This window comes from Foliimonas ilicis, from assembly GCF_039939195.1.
GTDB lineage: Bacteria > Pseudomonadota > Alphaproteobacteria > Rhizobiales > Rhizobiaceae > Foliimonas > Foliimonas ilicis.
The window spans coordinates 624928-645000 of record NZ_JBDUUH010000001.1 but is presented as its reverse complement, the minus strand read 5'-3'; the positions used below and the strand labels follow the sequence as shown (position 1 = coordinate 645000).

The window sequence follows — 20073 nt, the reverse complement described above, 5'->3', positions numbered from 1 at the left end:
AGACAAGCGGGTCAGGCTTTTTTGAGAAACTCGGTTCGAAGAACCAGGCCCTTCACCTGCTTGGTGTTGCATTCCACCTCATCAGGATTTCCGTTGAGACGAATGTTCTTCACCAGCGTCCCGCGCTTGATCGTCTCGGACGTTCCCTTGACCTTGAGGTCCTTGATGAGCGTGACGGAATCGCCCTCATTGAGCTGCGTTCCATTGCTGTCGCGTACGATGTCGGTCAATTTTAAAGCCCCGCCTCAATGAGATCTGGCATCCTCATAACCGGCGGAAGCCCGCCTTACAAATGCAATGGCGGATTTGGCAGCGCCGCAACTTAGGGACATATCCCCTGCGCTTGAAGCTTTCGACGATAGGCCGCACCCTGTTTTCTGGCGAATGCGACAGCCGCGGCTTTACCTTGCCTCTGCATGATACGCGCTGCTTGTGCTTGAAGTCGCCTCTGGTCAGCCGCAGGCATCGAATCCGCAGAACAACGAGACGCCCGCCGCGGTGCATTTCGATCGATATTGCGCGGGGTTCGGTTTTGACGGCGCATCGAATTCTGATGGTCTTGCAATCTATTCCATTGCTGCTGATCAAGATGCCTGCCCAACGTATTCATATCCTGTGCCTCGACCAACTGGGGGATGGTGCAGAGTCCTGCGGCAATCATGAATGCAGTTAGCAATCGTTTAGCGATCATAAATTTTGCACCTCATCAATTATAGGCCGCCATGATCCAAAGCGTCGCACAAGTTGAGATACATCTCCATCGTGCGGGACTGGAAAAAGCGGAACCTCGTGTTGCGAATCCGGCATCACGCAGCCTCATTGTGAAATCCGATGCTCAGTTTTGGGCGCTTCGGGGATGAACTATATTTGTAAATAGGTGACGCTGCCACTCTGAACACGCAGTGTCACTGGCACGTTACTTCATCTGATATGCTCCGGCTTCGTTCTGCAAAAGCCCGGCATCAACCCCAGCCTTTGCCTCTTGCGTTTTCGCGCGCCTTTCAGTATTTCCCGACGTGGGCCACCCCTCCCCAACGAGGGGCCAGCTATCTGGAAGGATAGAACCACGATGACGATACTTTCCAAGCCCGGATTCCGTCCGGCAAACCCCAATTTCTCCTCAGGTCCGTGCGCAAAACGCCCCGGCTGGTCCCTTGAAGGCCTCCGCGACGCGCCTCTTGGCCGTTCGCACCGTGCCAAGATCGGCAAGGCAAAGCTGGCTCAGGCCATAGACCTCACCCGCGAAATTCTTGAAGTTCCCGCCGATTATCGCATCGGCATCGTTCCGGCATCCGACACCGGCGCTGTCGAAATGGCGCTCTGGTCGCTGCTCGGCGAGCGCGGCGTCGACATGGTCGCCTGGGAAAGTTTTGGCGCTGGCTGGGTGACCGACGTGGTCAAGCAGCTCAAGCTTGCCGATGTCCGCACATTCGATGCGCCTTATGGCGCACTGCCCGATCTCTCGAAGGTCGATTTCGACCGCGATGTCGTTTTCACATGGAACGGCACGACCTCCGGTGTGCGCGTGCCGAATGGCGATTTCATTCCGGCTGAACGCCAGGGCCTGACGATCTGCGACGCGACTTCTGCCGCATTTGCGCAGAAGCTCGATTTCGACAAGCTCGATGTCGTTACTTTCTCCTGGCAGAAAGTGCTGGGCGGCGAAGGCGCGCATGGCATTCTGATCCTCAGCCCGCGCGCTGTCGCGCGGCTGGAAAGCTACAAGCCCGCATGGCCTTTGCCGAAAATCTTCCGCCTGACATCCGGCGGCAAGCTGATCGAAGGCATTTTCAAAGGCGAGACGATCAACACGCCGTCTATGCTCTGCGTCGAAGATTATATCGATGCGCTGCAATGGGCGAAGTCGATCGGCGGCTTGAACGCGCTGATTGCCCGCGCCGATGCCAATGCAAAAGTTCTGGCTGATTGGGTCGATGTCAATCCGGCAGTGGCTTTTCTGGCGAGCGATGAAGCGACCCGTTCGAATACTTCGGTCTGCCTGAGCTTTGTCGATCCGGCGGTCGCCAATCTCGATGAGGTAGGCCAGCAGGCTTTCGTGAAGTCGCTGACGGCTGTCCTCGAAAAGGAAGGCGTCGCCTATGACATCGCAGGTTATCGCGATGCGCCTCCCGGTCTGCGCATCTGGTGCGGCGCGACGGTTGAAACCGCCGATCTCAAGGCGCTCGTTCCTTGGCTCGACTGGGCTTTTGCCTCGTCGAAAGCATCGCTTACTGCTGCCGCCTGATAATTTTCGTGGGTGTTCAATTGAGCACCCCTCATCCGACCTCGCTTCGCTCGGCCACCTTCTCCCACAATGGGAGAAGGAAAGGCGCTCTCCCTTCTCCCCGTGTAGGAGAAGGTGTCGCCAAAGGCGACGGATGAGGGGTCAGCAACCTGACAGGATAAAAAAATGCCTCGCGTACTCGTTTCCGATAAACTTTCCCCCACTGCCGTCCAGATCTTCAAGGATCGCGGCGTTGAAGTCGATTATTTGCCCGATCTCGGCAAGGACAAGGAAAAACTGCTCGAAGTCATCGGGCAATATGACGGTCTGGCTATCCGCTCGGCCACGAAAGTCACCGAAAAGCTGATCGCTGCCGCGACAAACCTGAAAGTTGTTGGCCGGGCCGGTATCGGCGTCGACAATGTCGATATTCCGGCAGCCTCGCGCCGCGGTATCATCGTCATGAATACGCCCTTCGGCAATTCGATCACCACTGCCGAACATGCCGTTGCGCTGATGTTCGCACTGGCGCGCCAGATCCCGGAAGCCAACGCTTCCACCCATGCGGGCAAGTGGGAAAAGAACCGCTTCATGGGCGTCGAAATCACCTCGAAGACGCTGGGTGTCATCGGCTGCGGTAACATCGGCTCCATCGTCGCGACGCGCGGCGTTGGCCTGAAAATGCATGTCGTCGCATTCGATCCTTTCCTTTCCGAAAGCCGTGCAGAAGAGCTTGGCGTCGAGAAGGTCGAGCTTGAAGAGCTGTTCCGGCGCGCTGACTTCATCACGCTGCACACGCCGATGACCGACAAGACGCGCGGCATCATCAATGCAGAAGCCATTTCCAAGATGAAAGATGGTGTGCGCATCATCAATTGCGCGCGCGGCGGCCTGATCGTCGAAGCCGATCTGATCGAAGCGCTGAAGAGCGGCAAGGTCGCAGGCGCGGGCATCGACGTGTTCGAAACCGAACCGGCAACGGAAAACGCGCTGTTCGGCATGGAAAATGTCGTTACCACCCCGCATCTCGGCGCATCGACCAGCGAAGCGCAGGAAAATGTCGCGCTGCAGGTGGCCGAGCAGATGTCCGACTATCTGATGAAGGGTGCGGTTTCCAACGCGATCAACATGCCGTCGATCACAGCCGAGGAAGCACCACGCCTGAAGCCATTCGTGAAACTGGCGGAAGTGCTCGGTGCATTCGTCGGTCAGGTAACCGAAGACCCGATCGAGGAAGTCGAAATCCTGTTCGACGGCGCGACCGCCTCGATGAACACCCGCGCCCTGATAAGTGCAGCGCTTGCCGGTCTCATCCGCCCGCAGGTTTCCGACGTGAACATGGTCTCGGCCCCAATCATGGTGAAGGAGCGCGGCATCATCGTCGCCGAAGTGAAGCGCGACAAATCCGGCGTTTTCGACGGCTACATCAAGCTGACGGTCAAGACCAACAAGCAGACCCGCTCGATCGCAGGCACCTGCTTCTCGGATCACAAGCCGCGCTTCATCCAGATCAAGGGCATCAATCTCGACGCCGAAGTCGGCCAGCACATGCTCTACACGACCAACGCCGACGCGCCGGGCATCATCGGCCTGCTCGGCACTCTGTGCGGCAAGAACAACGTCAACATCGCAAACTTCCAGCTAGGCCGTAACAAGCCCGGCGGCGACGCGATCGCGCTGCTCTATCTCGACGGCCCGTTCCCGGAAAAGGCACTCGAGGAAGTCCGCGCAAATCCATCCATCGGTTCGGCCAAACCGCTGGAATTCGATATCACCACGAACTGAGCAAACATCAGAAAGGCGCGGTCAACACCGCGCCTTTTTTATTCGTCCCAGGGATTGATGATCGGAATATCAAGGTCATTGAAATCCTTGACGTTGCGCGTGGCCAAAATCGCTCGCCTTGAAACGACAATGCCTGCGATCTGCGTGTCCATATTGTCGATGTTGCGACCGATGGCGATCCGTTTGGCACTCAAAAACGAAGCGGCTTCGGCAGCGTTTCGGTCAAAGGGCAGAACCCGACCAGCGATGACATCGCTCAAAAGCTGATCGAATCGTCCGAGCAAACCACTCTTGCGTCTGCCATCGGGTAAGAGAAATAACCCCGCTCGTATCTCGAGAACACTTATGGCCGTTATCCAGATGATGGTCGATGTCTGACGATCAAGCCAGGATACGGCTGCATGGTTCCTGTCCGGCTGCATAAGCGCAGAGATGACATTGGTATCCAGAACGATCATTCGCTGAAATCGACCGGCTTGAACGGTTTGCGAGGGATCTTCGGAAGGGGCTCGTCATTATCCGGGACATCGCGAAATAGCGCCGCAATCCTGCTCCCCAACCCAAATTCCTGCCCATCATCTTTCAAGACGGCAGCCCGGAGGATTTCGCGGACCTCCTCCTCCATGCTGACGCCATGCTTCGCCGCTTGCTCCTGCAGACGTTGCTTCACATCGTCATCGATCTGCCTAACCAGCAACTGTGCCATCGCTCGCCCTTGATGCTATCATGATAGCAAATATAGAAGATGCGATGTGGCTTATCAAGCTGTAGCTCTTTTCCGCGCGCTGTACTCGGCAATCAATATTCCGCCGAGAACCATGACGAGCGCCAGCGCGTGATAGGCGTGAAACTCATCGCCGATAACTGTCACCGACAGGAACGCGCCCCATAGTGGCAGGAAATTGATGAACAGGCCGGCGCGATTCGCACCGATCAATTCGACCCCGCGAATATAAAACACCTGCGCGATAAGCGACGGGAACAGGGCGATGAACAAGATAATCGCCCAGCCTTGCGCGTCGGGCAGTATCATCGCACCGTAAGCCGCTTCTGCCGCAACGAAGGGAATTGAGCTGGCGACTGCACCGATGCACAGGGCGGCCATAAGGCTCATCCAATGGATGTTCGGCTTCAGGCGAAGTGCAGCCGTATAGATGCCATAGGCGAGGATCGCGAGAAGCATCAACGCGTCGCCGAAATTGAGATCCAGCGTAATCAGCCGCGCTATCTCGCCATGGGTAGCGGTGATGATGACGCCAGCGAAGGAAAGCCCGAACCCCAGCAATTGCGGAATGCTGACCCGCGTTCGAAACAGAAAATAGGCCCCGATGAACACGAAGAGCGGCATGCCGCCCTGTTCGATGCTGACATTGATGGCCGACGTGTAAAGAAGCGCACCGTAAAGTGCGGCGCTGAACACGGTAAAGCCGAACGCGCCAAGCCCGAAAAGCAGCACCATATTTTCGCGGATGAGCGGCCAGTCCTTCGCGATCTGCTTTCGACCGATGACAAGCAGTATGAGAAGCGCCAGCGACCAGCGGGCCGCAGTCAGCACCATTGGAGAGACATGGCCGACAGCCAGTTTGCCCGCAATCGCATTGCACGCCCAAAAGAGCATGGTCAAAAGAAGCAGCAGATAGGCTTGGCGATGCATGGCTTGTCCCTCCCCGTAACGAGGTGATAAGGGCTAGAGCCGTAAAACAGCCAAGTAAATGATGTAAAAGCCGAAAATTGTTGTGCCTGGCACGCTTTCGCGCCTGAAAGAATGGTCGCGCTCGGCGCTTCATGACGTTATAGAGGCCTACGTCGAAGGATTTACGCCGCCCTTGAGCGGCAGCAAAGGAACAAATCATGGCGAATGTGGTGGTCGTCGGCTCACAATGGGGCGACGAAGGAAAGGGCAAGATCGTTGACTGGCTTTCGGAACGCGCCGATGTCGTCGTGCGTTTCCAGGGCGGCCACAATGCCGGCCATACGCTGGTTGTGGACGGCAAGGTCTACAAGCTCTCCCTGCTGCCATCCGGCGTGGTTCGCCCCGGCAAGCTTTCGGTAATCGGCAATGGCGTGGTCTTCGATCCGCATGCATTCGTGGCCGAGACGGCAAAGCTGAAGGAGCAGGGCGTCGAAATCACGCCCGAATGCCTGAAAATTGCCGAAAACACCGCGCTTATCCTGTCGCTTCATCGCGAATTGGACGGCTTCCGCGAAGACGCCGCATCGAATTCGGGCACGAAGATCGGGACGACCCGTCGCGGCATCGGACCGGCCTATGAAGACAAGGTCGGAAGGCGCGCGATTCGCGTGATGGATTTGGCTGATTTGGAAACACTCCCGGCAAAGATCGACAGACTGCTTACGCATCACAATGCGCTGCGCGTCGGTCTCGGCCATCCGGAAGTCAGCCATGAAACGATCCTGACGGAACTGACCTCGGTTGCCGATCAGGTGCTTCCATATATGGATCGCGTCTGGAAAATTCTCGACGACAAGCGCCGCGCGGGCGAGCGCATCCTGTTCGAAGGCGCGCAAGGCACACTGCTCGACATCGACCACGGCACATACCCTTTCGTCACCTCATCCAACACGGTCGCCGGGCAGGCAGCACCCGGATCGGGCGTCGGCCCCGGCGCGATCGGCTATGTTCTGGGCATCACCAAGGCCTATACGACGCGTGTCGGCGAAGGTCCTTTCCCGACCGAGCAGGACAATGAAGTCGGCGAATTCCTCGGCACGCGCGGCCGCGAATTCGGCACCGTCACCGGGCGCAAGCGCCGTTGCGGCTGGTTCGATGCGGTTCTGGTTCGCCAGGCAGTGGCGGTAAACGGCATCACCGGCATCGCGCTGACCAAGCTCGACGTTCTCGACGGGCTGGACGAAATCAAGGTCTGCACCAAGTATCTGCTGGACGGCGAGGAGATCGACTATCTTCCGGCGAGCCAGGGCGCGCAGGCGCGTGTGCAGCCGATTTACGAAACGCTCGAAGGCTGGAAGGGCACGACGGCCGGCGCGCGTAGCTGGAACGATCTTCCCGCGCAGGCGGTAAAATACGTTCGTCACATCGAAGAACTGATCGGTGCACCGGTAGCGCTTCTGTCGACCAGCCCCGAGCGGGACGACACGATACTTGTGACCGATCCGTTTCAAGATTAATTTTTACCTTTTCCTGATAGCTCATGGTTAAGGGCTTCGGGACAAGGAAGGTTCAGGTCTGAAAGCATGGCAGATTTCGTAGCGGTTCTGAGGAAAACGATCGACGGTCTCAGCGACCCGACACCCGAAATGCGGGAAAAGGTCTATGAGAAGGCGCGCTCGACGATTGCCGCCAAGCTCGCCGCGATAAACCCGCCGCCATCTGCCGCCGTGGTAGATCGCCAGAAACAGGCGATCGAAGACGCAATCGGTCGCGTTGAAAAAGAATACGCGGCCGCCGCACCTTTGCCGGAGCCGGAAGAAGACGAAGATCCGCTACGCCAGCTCGAAAGCGTTTTCGCATCCATCGAACGCGCCAAGTCCGAACCGCAGGCGCCCTCGCCTGAAGTAAAAATCGAAGCGCGGTCGGACAATTGGCCCCGCGCGACGCCAGCCGCACCACTTGCTCCGATTGTCCAGAAGCCGATTCTTCCCGACCCTGAACCGGCCGAGCCGGAAGAAATCGCTCCGGCGGTCGAGCCCGGTGAAAACACATCGACGCAACCGGTTGCCTCTGCAGACGACGATTTCGTCGCGCCGAAAAGCCCTCCGCCACCGCCGAGATATATGCCTGCCGCGGGGGCCGAGCCGGATGAAGTACGCCCTGCTCCCGAAACATTCCGCATGCCGGGCTCCCCGCCTGAGCGCAAGCGCAGCTATGCCGGACTCATTGCAGCACTGGTTGCATTGCTGGTCATTGCCGGCGGCGGTTATGGCATCTGGCTGAACAAGGATGCCTTCGCCAGCCTTTTCGGATCATCCACCGAGGTCGCATCCACACCGGAAGAGAACACGCCGCAAGAGGCACAGCCCGACGGTACGGCGGCAGTGAGCCCCGGAACTGAGACAACGCCTGCAGCCCCTGAGGCCGCACAACCCGATCCCAAACTCACGCAGCGTCTGACCGAAGACGGCAGCGAAGTCGATCCGGGTCCGGCTGGCGGCGAGGCAGGCATCGGCGAAGGCACGTCCGTTTCCTCCGCAACGCAACCTTCGACGCCCGAAGGCCAGCCGAGTGCCGAGCAGGGCAACACGCCTGCCAGTGCAGCGGCTGAGCAGCCTGCGGTCGCGGTCGGGCAAAAGGCAATCTTCTACGAAGAGCGCACCAACGTCGCGCAAGGCTCGGCCGAAAATGGCTCGGTCGTCTGGTCGACCGTTCAGGAATCGCCCGGTGGCGATCTGCCGCCTGAACCTGCCATCCGTGCCGAAGCGACCATCCCCGGCAAAGACCTGCAATTGCGCTTGACGATACGCCGCAATGCCGACGACACTCTGCCTGCCAGCCATATCATCGAGGTCATCTTCTTGACGCCGGACGGCTTCGAGGGCGGCGGCATCGACAATATTCTGCGGATCGCCCTGAAAGGTTCCGAGCAGGACGCCGGCAGCCCGCTGATGGGCATTCCCGCAAAGATCGCCGATGGTTTCTTCCTCGTGGCGTTGAACGAAAGCCCGGCGGAGATGAACAACAATCTCACCCTGCTGCGTCGTCAGAGCTGGATCGATTTGCCGGTGGTTTACAAATCCGGCCGCCGCGCGCTTTTCACGCTGGAAAAAGGCATTCCGGGCGAAAAGATCTTCACCGATGCGCTTAATGCCTGGCAGGCAGCAAGCAACGGACAGGCTTCCGGCGGCTGATTGGGGTTGGTGAGTTCCGTCGCGCGCCCTGCATTGGCAGTGTAGTTCGTAGCTGGTGCGTCCTTCGAGGCTCACTGCGTTCGCACCTCAGGATGAGGGAAGTGGGTGCACTTCAATTTTGAGAGCGGCAGGCCAGATTTTTTTATCGAAATCCACCTCCCTCATCCTGAGGTGCAAGCGAAGCTAGCCTCGAAGGACGCACTGAAGCGCTAACGCTCCTCATGCTGAGCTTGTCGAGCACGCAGATACATTTCATCATCGCCACGCCCGGTTTTCACCGTCTGGCCATTGTCAAAGAACCGGGAAGCGGGGCGCCTGGCCGTGCCTTCCTAGTGTAAGTAATATGTGGCGCGACGTCCGCACCCCGCCGGTCTTTGCTATCCAGTCGGTCGGGCACAATGTCTCCTGCATTCAATAGTGCAGATGAACATCGCGGTTTCTCCGCACGCTTTGGGATGTTTCATCGGCGGGGTTTGTCACTTCCCGCCATGAACGCATCTTCGACGCGCCGACCTGTCGGATGCCCTCGGATCCAGCAGCTACCGTAGCTGTTGGCGGGAGGTCACCGCTGTCTGAACCGATACCCGGTGCGCACCGGCTCCCCGCTCAGACAGTGGGGTGATGATAGGAGCGGGTGCGAGGGGGTGAATAAAAAACATGAAATTGGAGTTTTTGTTCACACGGCAAGCGGCATCCCCGTGCGTGCCTCGAACGAGGCAAAGCCGAGCCACTCCTGCCCTACGCTATGGCTGCGGGCGTTCGACATTCAAAAAGCCAAATCGTTGGTTTTTTGCCGACCTTCGGTCGGGCATATCTTACCCCTCAAGCTCTTCCCGCAGCATTTCGAGTTCGAGCCACTCTTCTTCCATGGAGGCGAGCGTTGCGCGCTCTTTGTCCAGGGCGGCGATCGTTTTTTGAAAACCTTTCGGGTCGCGTTCGTAGAAGGCCGGGTCCGCGATGTTGTTTTCAAGTGCTGAGATTGCAGTCGTCACGGCTGCCATCTTTCCCGGAAGCGTGTCGAGCGCGAATTTCTGTTTGTAGGAAAGCTTCTTCGCCGGCTCGCGGCTTTGCGTCTGTGCCGCAGCGCGCGGCTCATCGCCGGATGTTTTGGGCACGGCGCGTCTGTCGTTAAGCTTTGTGCCGCCGCGCTGCGCCAGCATGTCGGCGTAGCCGCCCGCATATTCCACCCAACGCCCGCCGGGTTCCGGCGCGATGATGCTGGTGACGGTTCTGTCGAGAAAATCGCGGTCGTGGCTGACGAGGATGACCGTGCCGGCAAAGCCTGCGACGAGTTCCTGAAGCAGTTCCAGCGTTTCCATGTCGAGATCGTTGGTCGGTTCGTCCAGCACCAGAAGATTTGCCGGACGCGCCAGAACACGCGCCAGAATCAACCGCGCACGCTCCCCGCCGGAGAGTTCCCGCACCGGCGTACGGGCCATTTCCGGCTTGAACAGGAAGTCCTTCATGTAGGAGACGACGTGGCGTTCCTCGCCATTGATGACGACCGTCTCGCCGCGCCCGTCGGTCAGGAACTGGCCGAGCGTTTCCTGCGGATCGACCGCGGCGCGTTTCTGGTCGAGCGTCGCGATTTCGAGATTAGTACCAAGGCGGACCGAGCCGGTATCCGGCTGCAATTCGCCGGTCAGCATTTTGAGCAATGTCGTCTTGCCAGCACCATTCGGCCCGACAAGGCCGATGCGGTCGCCACGCTGGATGCGCGACGAGAAATCCTGCACGACCGTCAGATCGCCAAAGCTTTTCGAGATGTTCTTGGCCTCGATGACCAGCTTGCCGGATTCGGCGGCATCGCTGGCAACCATCGTTGCGACGCCTTCCGCGCCCTTATGCCCGCGAAAGCGCTGGCGCATCGTCTGCAATTCGCCCAACCGGCGCATATTGCGCTTGCGGCGCGCGGTCACGCCGTAGCGCAACCAATGTTCCTCACGAACGATCTGGCGACCGAGCTTGTGCTGTTCGCGCTCTTCTTCCTCCAGGATCGTGTCGCGCCATTCTTCAAAATGAGAAAAGCCACGGTCAAGACGCCGCGTCTGCCCGCGGTCAAGCCACACCGTCGCGCGGCTGACGCGTTCAAGAAAGCGCCTGTCATGCGAAATCACGATCATGGCCGAAGACGTACGGTTCAACTCGTCTTCCAGCCATTCGATGACCTGCAGATCGAGATGGTTGGTCGGCTCGTCGAGCAGCAGAATATCGGGCTGAGGAGCCAGAACGCGCGCAAGGGCGGCACGGCGTGCTTCGCCGCCAGAAAGATCGTTGGGCTGCTCCTCGCCGCTCAAACCCAGATGGTTGAGCAGATAGACGGCGCGATGCGGATCGTCCGCGGGTCCAAGACCGGCCTCGACATAGGAGAGGGTGTTCGAAAAACCTTCCATGTCCGGCATTTGCGGCAGATAGCGAATGGTCGCGGAAGGATGGCGGAAAACCTCACCATCCTGCGCATCGACCAGCCCCGCCGCGATCTTCAGCAATGTGGATTTGCCTGAACCGTTACGGCCGACAAGCGCGATACGGTCGCCCGCCGTGACGGAAAGATCGGCGCCGTCCAGAAGCGGCGTGCCGCCAAAGGTCAGCCGGATCCCGTCGAGCTTGAGAAGAGGAGGAGGAGCCATGCTTAATCTTTCGGATCGGGAAACGGATGCGCCAGAAGCAGCGCGCGGCCACGCTCAAGCGTGATGCACAGCCGGCCCCGGCTTTCATTGGATATGGTGAGCGACGAACCGAATGGCACATCGACATTGTGAAGCGGCCATTTCGCGCCCGAAACCGTAAGGCCGACCAGGTCGGAAAAGGCAAGAATGCTGAACAAAGTGCCGTCTTCATAGTCGAATTGCGAAGAGCCGGTCGGCAGCGGATAGCCTTCCTGCTTGCCGCTGGTGAGAAGGACATTCGTGCCGTTTTCGGCCAGATGAAGCGCCAGCGCCATATGCAAAAATGCATGGTCGGCACGCGGACCGCCGAACGCACCAGCAATGACCAAAGAGTTCGCACCACGCGAAAGTGCTGCACCGATCGCAAGCTCGCCATCGGTTGCGTCTTTTTCCGCCGGGAAGGTTTCGCGCTGGATGGACGAATATGGCTCCGGCAGCCCTTCGGGGACGGAATCGAAATCGCCGACCCAAAGCTCCGGCATCAGACCAAGCATAGCTGCGTGGCGCATACCGCCATCGGCAGCGATGACGCGCGTTCTTTCGATCTGCGCGGCAAGCAGCGGTGTCGGCACGAGATCGCCGCCAAGCAGGATTGTAAATCGGCTCATGCAGCCGCCTCTATCATGCCCGGCACACGCATAGGAAGCCCGCAGGCGCTCTTAACTAGCGCTTGCGCGGGCAATCAAGCCGTCCTATGTCAAAGGCATCTAACGGGGTGCCGGACGCGTTTTTCGCGAACCCGGCTGAGAGGCTTGAAAGCCAACCCGCTGAACCTGATCCGGTTTGCACCGGCGGAGGGATTAGATGCTTCGTTCAAGCGACGCCTCATTCTCCTTCCACTCGAGAAAAAGGAGATGTCGATGCGTATGAAACTCACCGCTGTTCTAGCTCTTTCCATTGCGCCCTTCGCGACAGCGGCTGCCGCGCAGGAAAAGCTCACTGTCTATACCTATGACAGTTTTACCGCCGAGTGGGGCCCCGGTCCCGCCGTCGAAAAAGCTTTCGAGGCCGAATGTGGATGCGACGTCGAATTCGTCTCGGTTGCCGATGGTGTCGCGCTGCTGAACCGCGTCAAGCTGGAAGGCGCATCCACCAAGGCCGACATCGTGCTCGGCCTCGACACGAATTTGACGGCGGAAGCGAAAAGCACTGGCCTGTTTACGCCGCACGGCATCGACCTTACCAATGTCGAGGTTCCCGGCGGCTGGACCGACGATACTTTCGTGCCCTTCGACTATGGATATTTCGCATTCGTCTACGACACCGAAAAACTGCAGGACCCGCCGAAGAGCCTGAAGGAACTGGTCGAGAGCAATCCGGAACAGAAGATCGTCATTCAGGACCCGCGCACCTCGACGCCCGGCCTCGGCCTCGTGCTCTGGATGAAATCGGTCTATGGCGATGGAGCTGCAGACGCCTGGGCCAAGCTGCAAAAGCGCGTTCTGACGGTAACGCCGGGCTGGAGCGAAGCCTACGGGCTGTTCACCAAGGGCGAAGCGCCGATGGTTCTTTCCTACACGACCTCGCCCGCCTACCACATGATCGCCGACAATTCGGAACGCTATCAGGCAGCGGCCTTTGAGGAAGGCCATTACATTCAGGTCGAGGTCGCAGGCATCACCACGACAGGCGCGAAGAACCCGCTTTCGGCGAAATTCCTTTCGTTCATGACGGGTCCGGGCTTTCAGGATGCGATTCCCGAAACCAACTGGATGTATCCGGCGGGCAAGCTCGACAAGCCGCTCAACCCAGCCTTCGACAAGCTCGTAAAGCCCGCGAAGACGCTGAGCTTTTCGCCGGAGGAGATTGAACAGAACCGCAAGGCTTGGGTCGATGAGTGGCTTGCGGTTATGAGTAGGTAGTAGCGGAGAATGGTTTCGAAGTGACCGCCCTACGTTGCCCCCCTCTGTCCTGCCGGACATCTCCCCCACGGGTGGGGAGATTGGCCCTCATCTATGATTTCGCCAATCAGCTTCCTCTCAAGAAAAAATCCGGCGGCAGCGGCCAGCCAATCTCCCCACCTGTGGGGGAGATGTCCGGCAGGACAGAGGGGGGCAACGTAGAGCGCCCACTTGAATGGTCGCTCGATCATCCGGGCAACCATTGATGCCCCGCGCCGACTCCCGCATCACTTTCGGCATCACCGCCCTGACCGCAATCGCCATACTCATCGGCGGTGCATTTACCGGCCTGATGCTCGAAGGCGCGCGCGATATATCAGGCGCGATCTCGGCCTTCGATCCTTATCTGCTGCGTGTCGCGCGCTTCACGCTCTGGCAGGCGGCGTTATCGACACTGCTGTCCGTCGCGCCTGCAATCCTCATCGCGCGCGCCCTTTCGCGGCATCATACCTTCCCCGGACGCAGTTTCATCCTGCGGCTGTTTGCAGTGCCGCTGGCACTCCCGGCAATCGTCGCGGCACTCGGCATACTCGCGCTCTATGGCCGGGCCGGGTTCTTCGCCGATCCGCTCAGCAGCCTGACCGGCAGCACATGGCCCGGAATTTATGGCCTCTCCGGCATTCTCGTCGCCCACGTCTTCTTCAATCTGCCGCTGGCGACGCGCCTGTTTCTGGAAGCTCTACAGACGATCCCCTCCGATCAGTGGCGGCTGTCGAGCCAACTCGGCATGAATGCGCGCACCGTGTTTCGGCTGGTCGAATGGCCTGCTTTACGCGCCAGCCTGCCGGGCGTCGCGGGCCTCGTCTTCATGCTCTGTATTACATCCTTCACCATCGTATTGACGCTGGGCGGCGGACCGCGCGCGACGACGCTGGAAGTCGCGATATATCAGTCGCTGCGTTTCGATTTCGACCCCGCACGCGCGGTCGCACTTACGCTTCTGCAAGTCGTGCTGACCGTCTGCGTCATGTTCATCCTGACACGCTTCGGGGCGAACGTAACCGGCGATGCCAATCTGCCTGTCGCGTCGCGTCGGTTCGTGACCATCAGCCCGTTGGAAACCGGCCTTAACGCCGCGCTCATCCTGCTTGCATTGGCATTCGTCGCAGCTCCGATGCTGGCGACCGTGCTGGCGGGGCTGGACGCCGACCTCTACCGCCTCGCAGGCGAAAGCACCGTTCAGAAGGCAACATTGACCAGCCTTGTGCTGGCGCTCTCTTCTGCAATCCTTTCGGTGTGCCTCGCGCTGGCACTTGCCATGGCACGCATGGCGCTTGCGGCGCGGCGCAAAGGCGGCAAGCAATCCTGGCTCGAAAGCGCGACCGATACAGGCGCAGGCTTTGTGCTGGTCGTGCCGCCCATCGTCATCGGCGCGGGATGGTTCGTGCTTTTGCGGCACACGGGCAATGTTTTTGCGCTGGCGCCAATCATGGTCGTCACCGTCAACGCGGTCATGGCGATGCCCTTCGCAATCCGCGCCATAAGACCCGCCTATGACGCCGCCTATGAACGCCACGAAAAGCTTGCGACGTCGCTGGGCATTGCGGGATGGAACCGCTTCCGCCTGATCGACTGGCCGATGCTGCGGCGGCCCGCTGCCACCGGCTTTGCCTTCGCGATGGCGCTTTCGCTGGGCGATCTAGGCGTCATTGCGTTGTTCGGCAGCGATTCCGTTCAGACCCTGCCCTATCTGCTCCTGTCGCGTATGGGCAGTTACAGAACGGCGGATGCGGCGGGGCTTGCTCTTCTGCTTGGAATGCTCTGTCTTGCGCTGATGATGCTTGCAGATCGCTTGGGAAAGAATGCCACAAAATGAATTCGGCCATTCCTGCCCCACGCAAAGTCGCTCTCGACAAGGTTTCGTTCAGCTATGGCGACACAGGCTTCGACTTCGATGTCAGCTTCGAAGCGGGGGCGATAACCGCAATCATGGGTCCGAGCGGATCGGGGAAATCGACGCTTCTCAATCTGGTCGCAGGTTTCGAAACGCCGCAGGCCGGTCGCATTCTGATCGGCGACGACGATGTCACGCAGCTTGCGCCCGCAGTTCGCCCGATTTCGATGGTTTTCCAGGAAAACAATCTTTTTGCGCATCTGAGCGTCGAGAAGAATGTCGGGCTTGGCCGATCTCCTTCCTTGAAACTGACGGATACGGATCGGCAGGCTGTCTCGCAGGCGCTTGCGCGTGTCGGTTTGGCTGGTAAGGAAAAAAGGTTGCCCCGCGAATTGTCCGGGGGCGAGAGGCAGCGCGTGGCGGTAGCGCGCGTCCTGGTGCGCGAACGGCCCGTTCTGTTGCTTGATGAGCCTTTCGCGTCGCTCGGCCCCGCCCTGCGCGAAGATATGCTCGATTTGTTGGTCGAGCTTCATAAGGAGCGCCCCATGACCGTGCTTTTCGTGACCCACCAGCCCGAAGATGCACGCCGCATCGCATCACAAATGGTGTTCATTGATAATGGAAGAGCAGCGCTAACCGGCAAAACCGCTGAATTCTTTGCGGAAACTGGACCTGAAGCGTTTCGGCACTATATCGGTTTTGGGCCGCGAGCACCGCTTTAAGCCCGGTCTGCCCGGAAGCGGACATAATTTCCGGCCAAACCGCAAGCTCGGGGCGTTCTCCTGTTGTTGTCTTGCCTGAAGGAATGTGGCTAGGTCCCATGGTGGGGCGTAGGTGATTCACGGGGCAAGCCACGGCCGGCATTGACCCGAAGTGTCGAAAGGAAACGATCCTGCTTAGCCGTACGGTCAGCAATGGAAATGGAATGACTGCGCGCAGCCTGGCAAGATTTGCCGGCGGCGTGGGTTTGTTTGCGCTTTTGGCAGGCTGCAATGTGTTCAGCGGCGATTTGCGCGAATCCGGCTTCCAGCCATCCAACAATCCGGTGACGGTCGACAGCGTGTCGCGCAACGACCGCATGGCCGAGATTGCGCGCGGCCAGCATCCGCGCATTCTGGCGACCTATGGCGGCGAATATTCCGATCCCAAGCTTGAGCGCATGGTGGCGAAAGTCGTCGGCAATCTGACCACGGTTTCGGGAAACCCGAACCAGACCTACCGCATCACCATCCTGAATTCGCCGAACATCAACGCCTTTGCGCTGCCGGGCGGCTATCTCTACGTCACGCGCGGCCTCCTGGCGCTTGCAAACGATTCCTCCGAGCTTGCCGCCGTCATTGCCCACGAAATGGGCCATGTGACCGCCAATCACGGCGTCCAGCGCCAGCAGAAGGAAGCGGAAGAAGTTCTGGCGACCAAGGTCGTTACCGACGTGCTCGGCGAAAGCCAGACAGCGAAAGTAGCACTCATTCGCGGCAAGCTGCGTCTTGCGCAATTCTCGCGCAATCAGGAACTGGAAGCAGACGCGATCGGCATCAAGGCAAGCGGACAGGCAGGCTTCGATCCCTATGCCGCCTCGCGCTTCCTGCAATCCATGGCTTCCTACGCGAATTTCCGCACCGTTACCGGCGCAACCGATGCGAGCCTCGACTTCCTCGCCAGCCACCCGAACGTGCCGCAGCGCGTGGAGCTTGCGCAGCGCCATGCCCGTCAATTCGGCCCGCCCGGAACAGGCGCGCGCGACCGCGACGCGTTCCTGGCCGGCATTGACGGCTTGCTGTTCGGCGATACGCCCGACGAAGGCTATGTGCGGGGAACGACCTTCCTTCACCCGCGCCTTGGCATCTCATTCTCGGTGCCGGAAGGTTTCGTGATCGACAACACCGCTGCCGCCGTCACGGCGACAGGTCCGGGCGACATGGCCGTGCGCTTCGACGGCGTCAATCTCGCCGCCAGCACATCGCTTGCGGATTATGTGAAAAGCGGTTGGGTCGCGGGGCTTGATCCGTCCAGCGTGCGCACCGAAACGATCAATGGCAGCGAAGCGGCAACCGCCAAGGCGCGCGCTGATGGCTGGCAGTTCGACATAACGGTCATCCGTGCGGGAAGTCAGGTCTATCGCCTGTTGACGGCAGCGCCCGCAGCAAGCGGCTCGCTGGATCAGGTCGCGCGGTCGGTGGCGGGCACTTTCCGCGTGCTGAACGCCAGCGAAAAAGCGGCCCTCAAGCCGCTGCGCATTCGTGTGGTGACCGTGCAGCCGGGCCAGACCATCGGTTCACTTTCTGCCAGCATGGTTGGCGTCGATCGCAAGCTCGATCTGTTCAGGGTGCTGAACGCGATGTCGCCTGGCGCGACCGTTTCTGCCGGCGACAAGGTAAAAATCGTCACCGACAAGTAACGTCAGGCCGCAACGGATAGCGAAGGGTTTTCCTTCACCAATGCGGTCTTCAGCTTCTCGATCGCGCGGCTTTCGATCTGCCTTACGCGTTCCTTGGAAATGCCCAGCGTCTCACCCAGCGATTCCAGCGTCGCGCCTTCGTCCTGGAGGCGTCTTTCCTCGATGATGCGAAGCTCACGGTCGTTAAGGACGCACAACGCCTTCTTCAGCCATCCGCTGCGGCGTTCGAGATCGATCGTGTTGCCGACGATTTCATCTGGAAGCGGATCGTCAGAGACCAGAAAATCCATACGGTCCGCAGACCCGGTGCCTTCATCTATCACGGGTGCGTTGAGCGACGTATCCGGCCCGGAAAGCCGGGCATCCATGGTCGCGACATCGGCTTCCGATACACGCAATGCCGACGAGATTTCCTTGTAGAGCGCGGTATTGCTGAGCGGGGCCGGTCCCTGTCCGAGTTTCGCACGCAGACGCCGCAGATTGAAGAACAGCGCCTTCTGCGCCGAGCTTGTGCCGCCCCGGACGATCGACCAGTTGCGCAGCACATAATCCTGCATCGCAGCTCTGATCCACCAGGTCGCGTAGGTCGAGAAGCGCACTTCGCGTTCCGGTTCGAAACGTGCGGCAGCTTCCAGAAGGCCGACATGCCCTTCTTGAATGAGATCGGAGGCTGGCAGACCGAAGTAACGGAATTTGGCGGCCATGGAGATGACGAGGCGCATATGGGCGACGGTTATCTGGTGCAACGCCTGCTGGTCGTGATTGTCGCGCCAGCGTCGCGCCAGATCATATTCTTCATCGCGTGCAAGATACGGCGCTTTCATCGCCGCGCGAACGAGAATCTGCCGTGCCTTGTCTTCCGTCATGTTCTGCTCCCGACCATCGCCAATTTCTTGGGGCCAGCGATCAAAAGCCGCGAGATTGAATTCCGCTTTGCTCTTGACGGTATGCCGCAATGCCCTAGCTAGATCGGGAACGTAACGAGCCTGTTTTTGTTCCGCAGCGGACTCATATTTGAGCGCAACGGTCGGAAATCACGTATTTGCCGGTTTTAGAAACAAAAAACCCGGCACAAAGGCCGGGTTTCCTGAGAAAAATGCAGCAATAAGATCAGGCAGCTTCTTCCTGCTCTGCTTCCTCATTGTCCGCTTTCGCGCCGCGACGAGGGCCTTTTTCGAGGTTAGCCTCGATCAGGCGAACAGCTTCGGTGTCGGACAATTTATTGACGGCTGCGATTTCGCGAGCCATGCGGTCAAGTGCTGCTTCATAAAGCTGACGCTCGGAATAGGACTGCTCCGGCTGGTTGTCGGCACGGTAAAGATCGCGCACGACTTCCGAGATGGAAATCAGATCGCCCGAATTGATCTTCGCATCATATTCCTGCGCGCGGCGCGACCACATGGTGCGCTTGACGCGTGCGCGGCCCTGAACGACTTTCAGAGCGCGTTCCACATAATCGGTCTCGGAAAGCTTGCGCATGCCGATCGAAGTCGCTTTCGCTACCGGCACTTTCAGGCGCATCTTGTCTTTCTGGAAATCGATGACGAAAAGTTCCAGCTTGTGACCCGCTACTTCCTGTTCGTCGATGGAGACGACTTGTCCGACGCCATGGGCCGGATAAACGATGTATTCACCCGTCTTGAAACCGTGACGCGTCGCGGACTTCTTCTGCTGGTTGGTAGTTACCATTACGCCCTGCACTCCTTGTTACACCGGCTCTATCGCCGGAAGATCTGCCGAGGCGGCCCTTCATGGGCCAGATCGTTGCCGCACAAGCAAGGCAAAACCCGCGTCCTGGAATTCAGCGCTGACAATTGGCAAACGAGCTTGCCAGAGCCAGATCAATCCGGTCCAAGAAGAGTTTCGCCTTTCAGTGATTAGGGCTTTTGCGCCATAGATCGAAGTCGTGCCGTCGGCATGTGTTGATTGTATAGCACAAAAACTGGCCAGAATCAACAATTTGCCGCATAGACGAGCAGCAGGCGCGGGCAGTCGCACCTGTCAACTGTTTATGATCGAAAAGCGCCGACGAATACAGCGCCGCTATCAGTCTCCCGAGCCAGGCTCGGCGGAAAAATACTTCTCGAACTTTTCCTCGACGCCGTCGAATTCCTTCGCATCGGCCGGCGCATCTTTCTTCGTCGTGATGTTCGGCCATTTATCGGCGTATTCGGTGTTGATCTGGAGCCACTTATCAAGACCCGGTTCCGTATCCGGCTTGATCGCATCGGCAGGGCATTCCGGCTCACACACGCCGCAATCGATGCATTCGTCGGGGTGAATGACGAGCATGTTGTCGCCTTCATAGAAGCAGTCGACCGGACAGACCTCGACGCAATCCATATATTTGCATTTGATGCAGTTGTCGGTCACGACATAGGTCATGTGATACGGCTCCGGAAAGTGCCCTTATAGAACGGATGGCCGTGAGGTAG

The 20073-nt window shown here is 59.1% G+C and carries 18 protein-coding genes and 1 riboswitch; of the genes, 9 read left to right on the top strand and 9 right to left on the bottom strand.

Going from position 1 to position 20073, the window contains the following annotated elements; all coding sequences use genetic code 11:
• Window positions 1-11 precede the first annotated feature (11 nt).
• Window positions 12-230 carry an alkylphosphonate utilization protein gene (locus tag ABFT80_RS03125; protein ID WP_347970393.1) on the bottom strand — a complete coding sequence of 73 codons (219 nt, stop codon included), beginning with the start codon at window positions 228-230 and terminating at the stop codon, window positions 12-14.
• A gap of 839 nt (window positions 231-1069) precedes the next feature.
• Between ABFT80_RS03125 and ABFT80_RS03120 the strand changes: the two genes are divergently transcribed.
• On the top strand, window positions 1070-2245 hold the full coding sequence (locus ABFT80_RS03120) for a phosphoserine transaminase (RefSeq protein WP_347970392.1): 1176 nt from the start codon (window positions 1070-1072) through the stop codon (window positions 2243-2245).
• A 165-nt stretch (window positions 2246-2410) separates the two neighbouring features.
• Entirely contained in the window at window positions 2411-4009 is a 1599-nt protein-coding gene (serA, locus tag ABFT80_RS03115) for a phosphoglycerate dehydrogenase (protein ID WP_347970391.1), read from the top strand.
• A 38-nt stretch (window positions 4010-4047) separates the two neighbouring features.
• Here serA and ABFT80_RS03110 read toward each other — a convergent pair whose 3' ends face one another.
• The 3 genes from ABFT80_RS03110 to ABFT80_RS03100 are packed head-to-tail and all read right to left on the bottom strand — an operon-like array spanning window position 4048 to window position 5663.
• Entirely contained in the window at window positions 4048-4467 is a 420-nt protein-coding gene (locus tag ABFT80_RS03110; RefSeq protein WP_347970390.1) for a type II toxin-antitoxin system VapC family toxin, read from the bottom strand.
• Window positions 4464-4715, bottom strand: a complete 252-nt coding sequence (locus ABFT80_RS03105) for a FitA-like ribbon-helix-helix domain-containing protein (protein WP_347970389.1) — start codon at window positions 4713-4715, stop codon at window positions 4464-4466. The genes ABFT80_RS03110 and ABFT80_RS03105 overlap by 4 nt, the downstream gene beginning before the upstream one ends.
• A gap of 54 nt (window positions 4716-4769) precedes the next feature.
• Window positions 4770-5663 (bottom strand): DMT family transporter, encoded by an 894-nt coding sequence (locus ABFT80_RS03100; protein ID WP_347970388.1) that lies wholly within the window; start codon window positions 5661-5663, stop codon window positions 4770-4772.
• Window positions 5664-5860: 197 nt separating this feature from the next.
• Here ABFT80_RS03100 and ABFT80_RS03095 point away from each other — a divergent pair, with 197 nt between their 5' ends.
• Together ABFT80_RS03095 and ABFT80_RS03090 are read left to right on the top strand one after the other, a co-directional pair.
• Complete coding sequence (locus ABFT80_RS03095; RefSeq protein ID WP_347970387.1) at window positions 5861-7159, top strand: adenylosuccinate synthase; 1299 nt, start codon at window positions 5861-5863, stop codon at window positions 7157-7159.
• A 66-nt stretch (window positions 7160-7225) separates the two neighbouring features.
• Window positions 7226-8836, top strand: a complete 1611-nt coding sequence (locus ABFT80_RS03090; protein ID WP_347970386.1) for a hypothetical protein — start codon at window positions 7226-7228, stop codon at window positions 8834-8836.
• A gap of 815 nt (window positions 8837-9651) precedes the next feature.
• On the opposite strand, the gene ABFT80_RS03085 is transcribed toward ABFT80_RS03090, so the two are convergent.
• Window positions 9652-11466, bottom strand: a complete 1815-nt coding sequence (locus ABFT80_RS03085) for an ABC-F family ATP-binding cassette domain-containing protein (protein ID WP_347970385.1) — start codon at window positions 11464-11466, stop codon at window positions 9652-9654.
• A 2-nt stretch (window positions 11467-11468) separates the two neighbouring features.
• Window positions 11469-12113 carry a thiamine diphosphokinase gene (locus ABFT80_RS03080; RefSeq protein WP_347970384.1) on the bottom strand — a complete coding sequence of 215 codons (645 nt, stop codon included), beginning with the start codon at window positions 12111-12113 and terminating at the stop codon, window positions 11469-11471.
• Between the two features lie 93 nt (window positions 12114-12206).
• Window positions 12207-12322, top strand: a riboswitch (TPP riboswitch).
• 49 nt (window positions 12323-12371) lie between these two features.
• Here ABFT80_RS03080 and thiB point away from each other — a divergent pair.
• The 5 genes from thiB (at window position 12372) to ABFT80_RS03055 (ending at window position 17638) form a co-directional block, all read left to right on the top strand.
• Window positions 12372-13367 (top strand): thiamine ABC transporter substrate binding subunit, encoded by a 996-nt coding sequence (gene thiB, locus ABFT80_RS03075; RefSeq protein ID WP_347970824.1) that lies wholly within the window; start codon window positions 12372-12374, stop codon window positions 13365-13367.
• Between the two features lie 80 nt (window positions 13368-13447).
• Window positions 13448-13612 carry a hypothetical protein gene (locus ABFT80_RS03070; RefSeq protein ID WP_347970383.1) on the top strand — a complete coding sequence of 55 codons (165 nt, stop codon included), beginning with the start codon at window positions 13448-13450 and terminating at the stop codon, window positions 13610-13612.
• Window positions 13612-15222, top strand: a complete 1611-nt coding sequence (gene thiP, locus ABFT80_RS03065; protein ID WP_347970382.1) for a thiamine/thiamine pyrophosphate ABC transporter permease — start codon at window positions 13612-13614, stop codon at window positions 15220-15222. Before ABFT80_RS03070 ends, thiP begins: the two co-directional genes overlap by 1 nt.
• Complete coding sequence (gene thiQ, locus ABFT80_RS03060; protein WP_347970381.1) at window positions 15219-15962, top strand: thiamine ABC transporter ATP-binding protein; 744 nt, start codon at window positions 15219-15221, stop codon at window positions 15960-15962. Before thiP ends, thiQ begins: the two co-directional genes overlap by 4 nt.
• A 203-nt stretch (window positions 15963-16165) precedes the next feature.
• On the top strand, window positions 16166-17638 hold the full coding sequence (locus ABFT80_RS03055; RefSeq protein WP_347970380.1) for a M48 family metalloprotease: 1473 nt from the start codon (window positions 16166-16168) through the stop codon (window positions 17636-17638).
• Between the two features lie 2 nt (window positions 17639-17640).
• On the opposite strand, the gene ABFT80_RS03050 is transcribed toward ABFT80_RS03055, so the two are convergent.
• The 3 genes from ABFT80_RS03050 to fdxA form a co-directional block, all read right to left on the bottom strand.
• Window positions 17641-18504, bottom strand: coding sequence for an RNA polymerase factor sigma-32 (locus ABFT80_RS03050; protein WP_347970379.1), 864 nt, complete (start codon window positions 18502-18504; stop codon window positions 17641-17643).
• A gap of 244 nt (window positions 18505-18748) precedes the next feature.
• Complete coding sequence (locus ABFT80_RS03045; RefSeq protein WP_347970378.1) at window positions 18749-19327, bottom strand: CarD family transcriptional regulator; 579 nt, start codon at window positions 19325-19327, stop codon at window positions 18749-18751.
• Window positions 19328-19684: 357 nt separating this feature from the next.
• Window positions 19685-20023, bottom strand: coding sequence for a ferredoxin FdxA (gene fdxA / locus ABFT80_RS03040; RefSeq protein ID WP_347970377.1), 339 nt, complete (start codon window positions 20021-20023; stop codon window positions 19685-19687).
• Between the last annotated feature and the right edge of the window lie 50 nt (window positions 20024-20073).

Bases quoted from the DNA above. Each gene is read 5' to 3' on its own strand.
- thiB (WP_347970824.1), top strand. From the start codon at position 12,372: ATGAAACTCACCGCTGTTCTAGCTCTTTCCATTGCGCCCTTCGCGACA.
- ABFT80_RS03050 (WP_347970379.1), bottom strand. From the start codon at position 18,504: ATGACGGAAGACAAGGCACGGCAGATTCTCGTTCGCGCGGCGATGAAA.
- serA (WP_347970391.1), top strand. From the start codon at position 2,411: ATGCCTCGCGTACTCGTTTCCGATAAACTTTCCCCCACTGCCGTCCAG.
- ABFT80_RS03120 (WP_347970392.1), top strand. From the start codon at position 1,070: ATGACGATACTTTCCAAGCCCGGATTCCGTCCGGCAAACCCCAATTTC.
- ABFT80_RS03090 (WP_347970386.1), top strand. From the start codon at position 7,226: ATGGCAGATTTCGTAGCGGTTCTGAGGAAAACGATCGACGGTCTCAGC.
- thiQ (WP_347970381.1), top strand. From the start codon at position 15,219: ATGAATTCGGCCATTCCTGCCCCACGCAAAGTCGCTCTCGACAAGGTT.
- ABFT80_RS03045 (WP_347970378.1), bottom strand. From the start codon at position 19,327: ATGGTAACTACCAACCAGCAGAAGAAGTCCGCGACGCGTCACGGTTTC.
- ABFT80_RS03080 (WP_347970384.1), bottom strand. From the start codon at position 12,113: ATGAGCCGATTTACAATCCTGCTTGGCGGCGATCTCGTGCCGACACCG.
- ABFT80_RS03100 (WP_347970388.1), bottom strand. From the start codon at position 5,663: ATGCATCGCCAAGCCTATCTGCTGCTTCTTTTGACCATGCTCTTTTGG.
- ABFT80_RS03055 (WP_347970380.1), top strand. From the start codon at position 16,166: ATGACTGCGCGCAGCCTGGCAAGATTTGCCGGCGGCGTGGGTTTGTTT.
- ABFT80_RS03095 (WP_347970387.1), top strand. From the start codon at position 5,861: ATGGCGAATGTGGTGGTCGTCGGCTCACAATGGGGCGACGAAGGAAAG.
- thiP (WP_347970382.1), top strand. From the start codon at position 13,612: ATGCCCCGCGCCGACTCCCGCATCACTTTCGGCATCACCGCCCTGACC.
- ABFT80_RS03105 (WP_347970389.1), bottom strand. From the start codon at position 4,715: ATGGCACAGTTGCTGGTTAGGCAGATCGATGACGATGTGAAGCAACGT.
- ABFT80_RS03085 (WP_347970385.1), bottom strand. From the start codon at position 11,466: ATGGCTCCTCCTCCTCTTCTCAAGCTCGACGGGATCCGGCTGACCTTT.
- fdxA (WP_347970377.1), bottom strand. From the start codon at position 20,023: ATGACCTATGTCGTGACCGACAACTGCATCAAATGCAAATATATGGAT.
- ABFT80_RS03110 (WP_347970390.1), bottom strand. From the start codon at position 4,467: ATGATCGTTCTGGATACCAATGTCATCTCTGCGCTTATGCAGCCGGAC.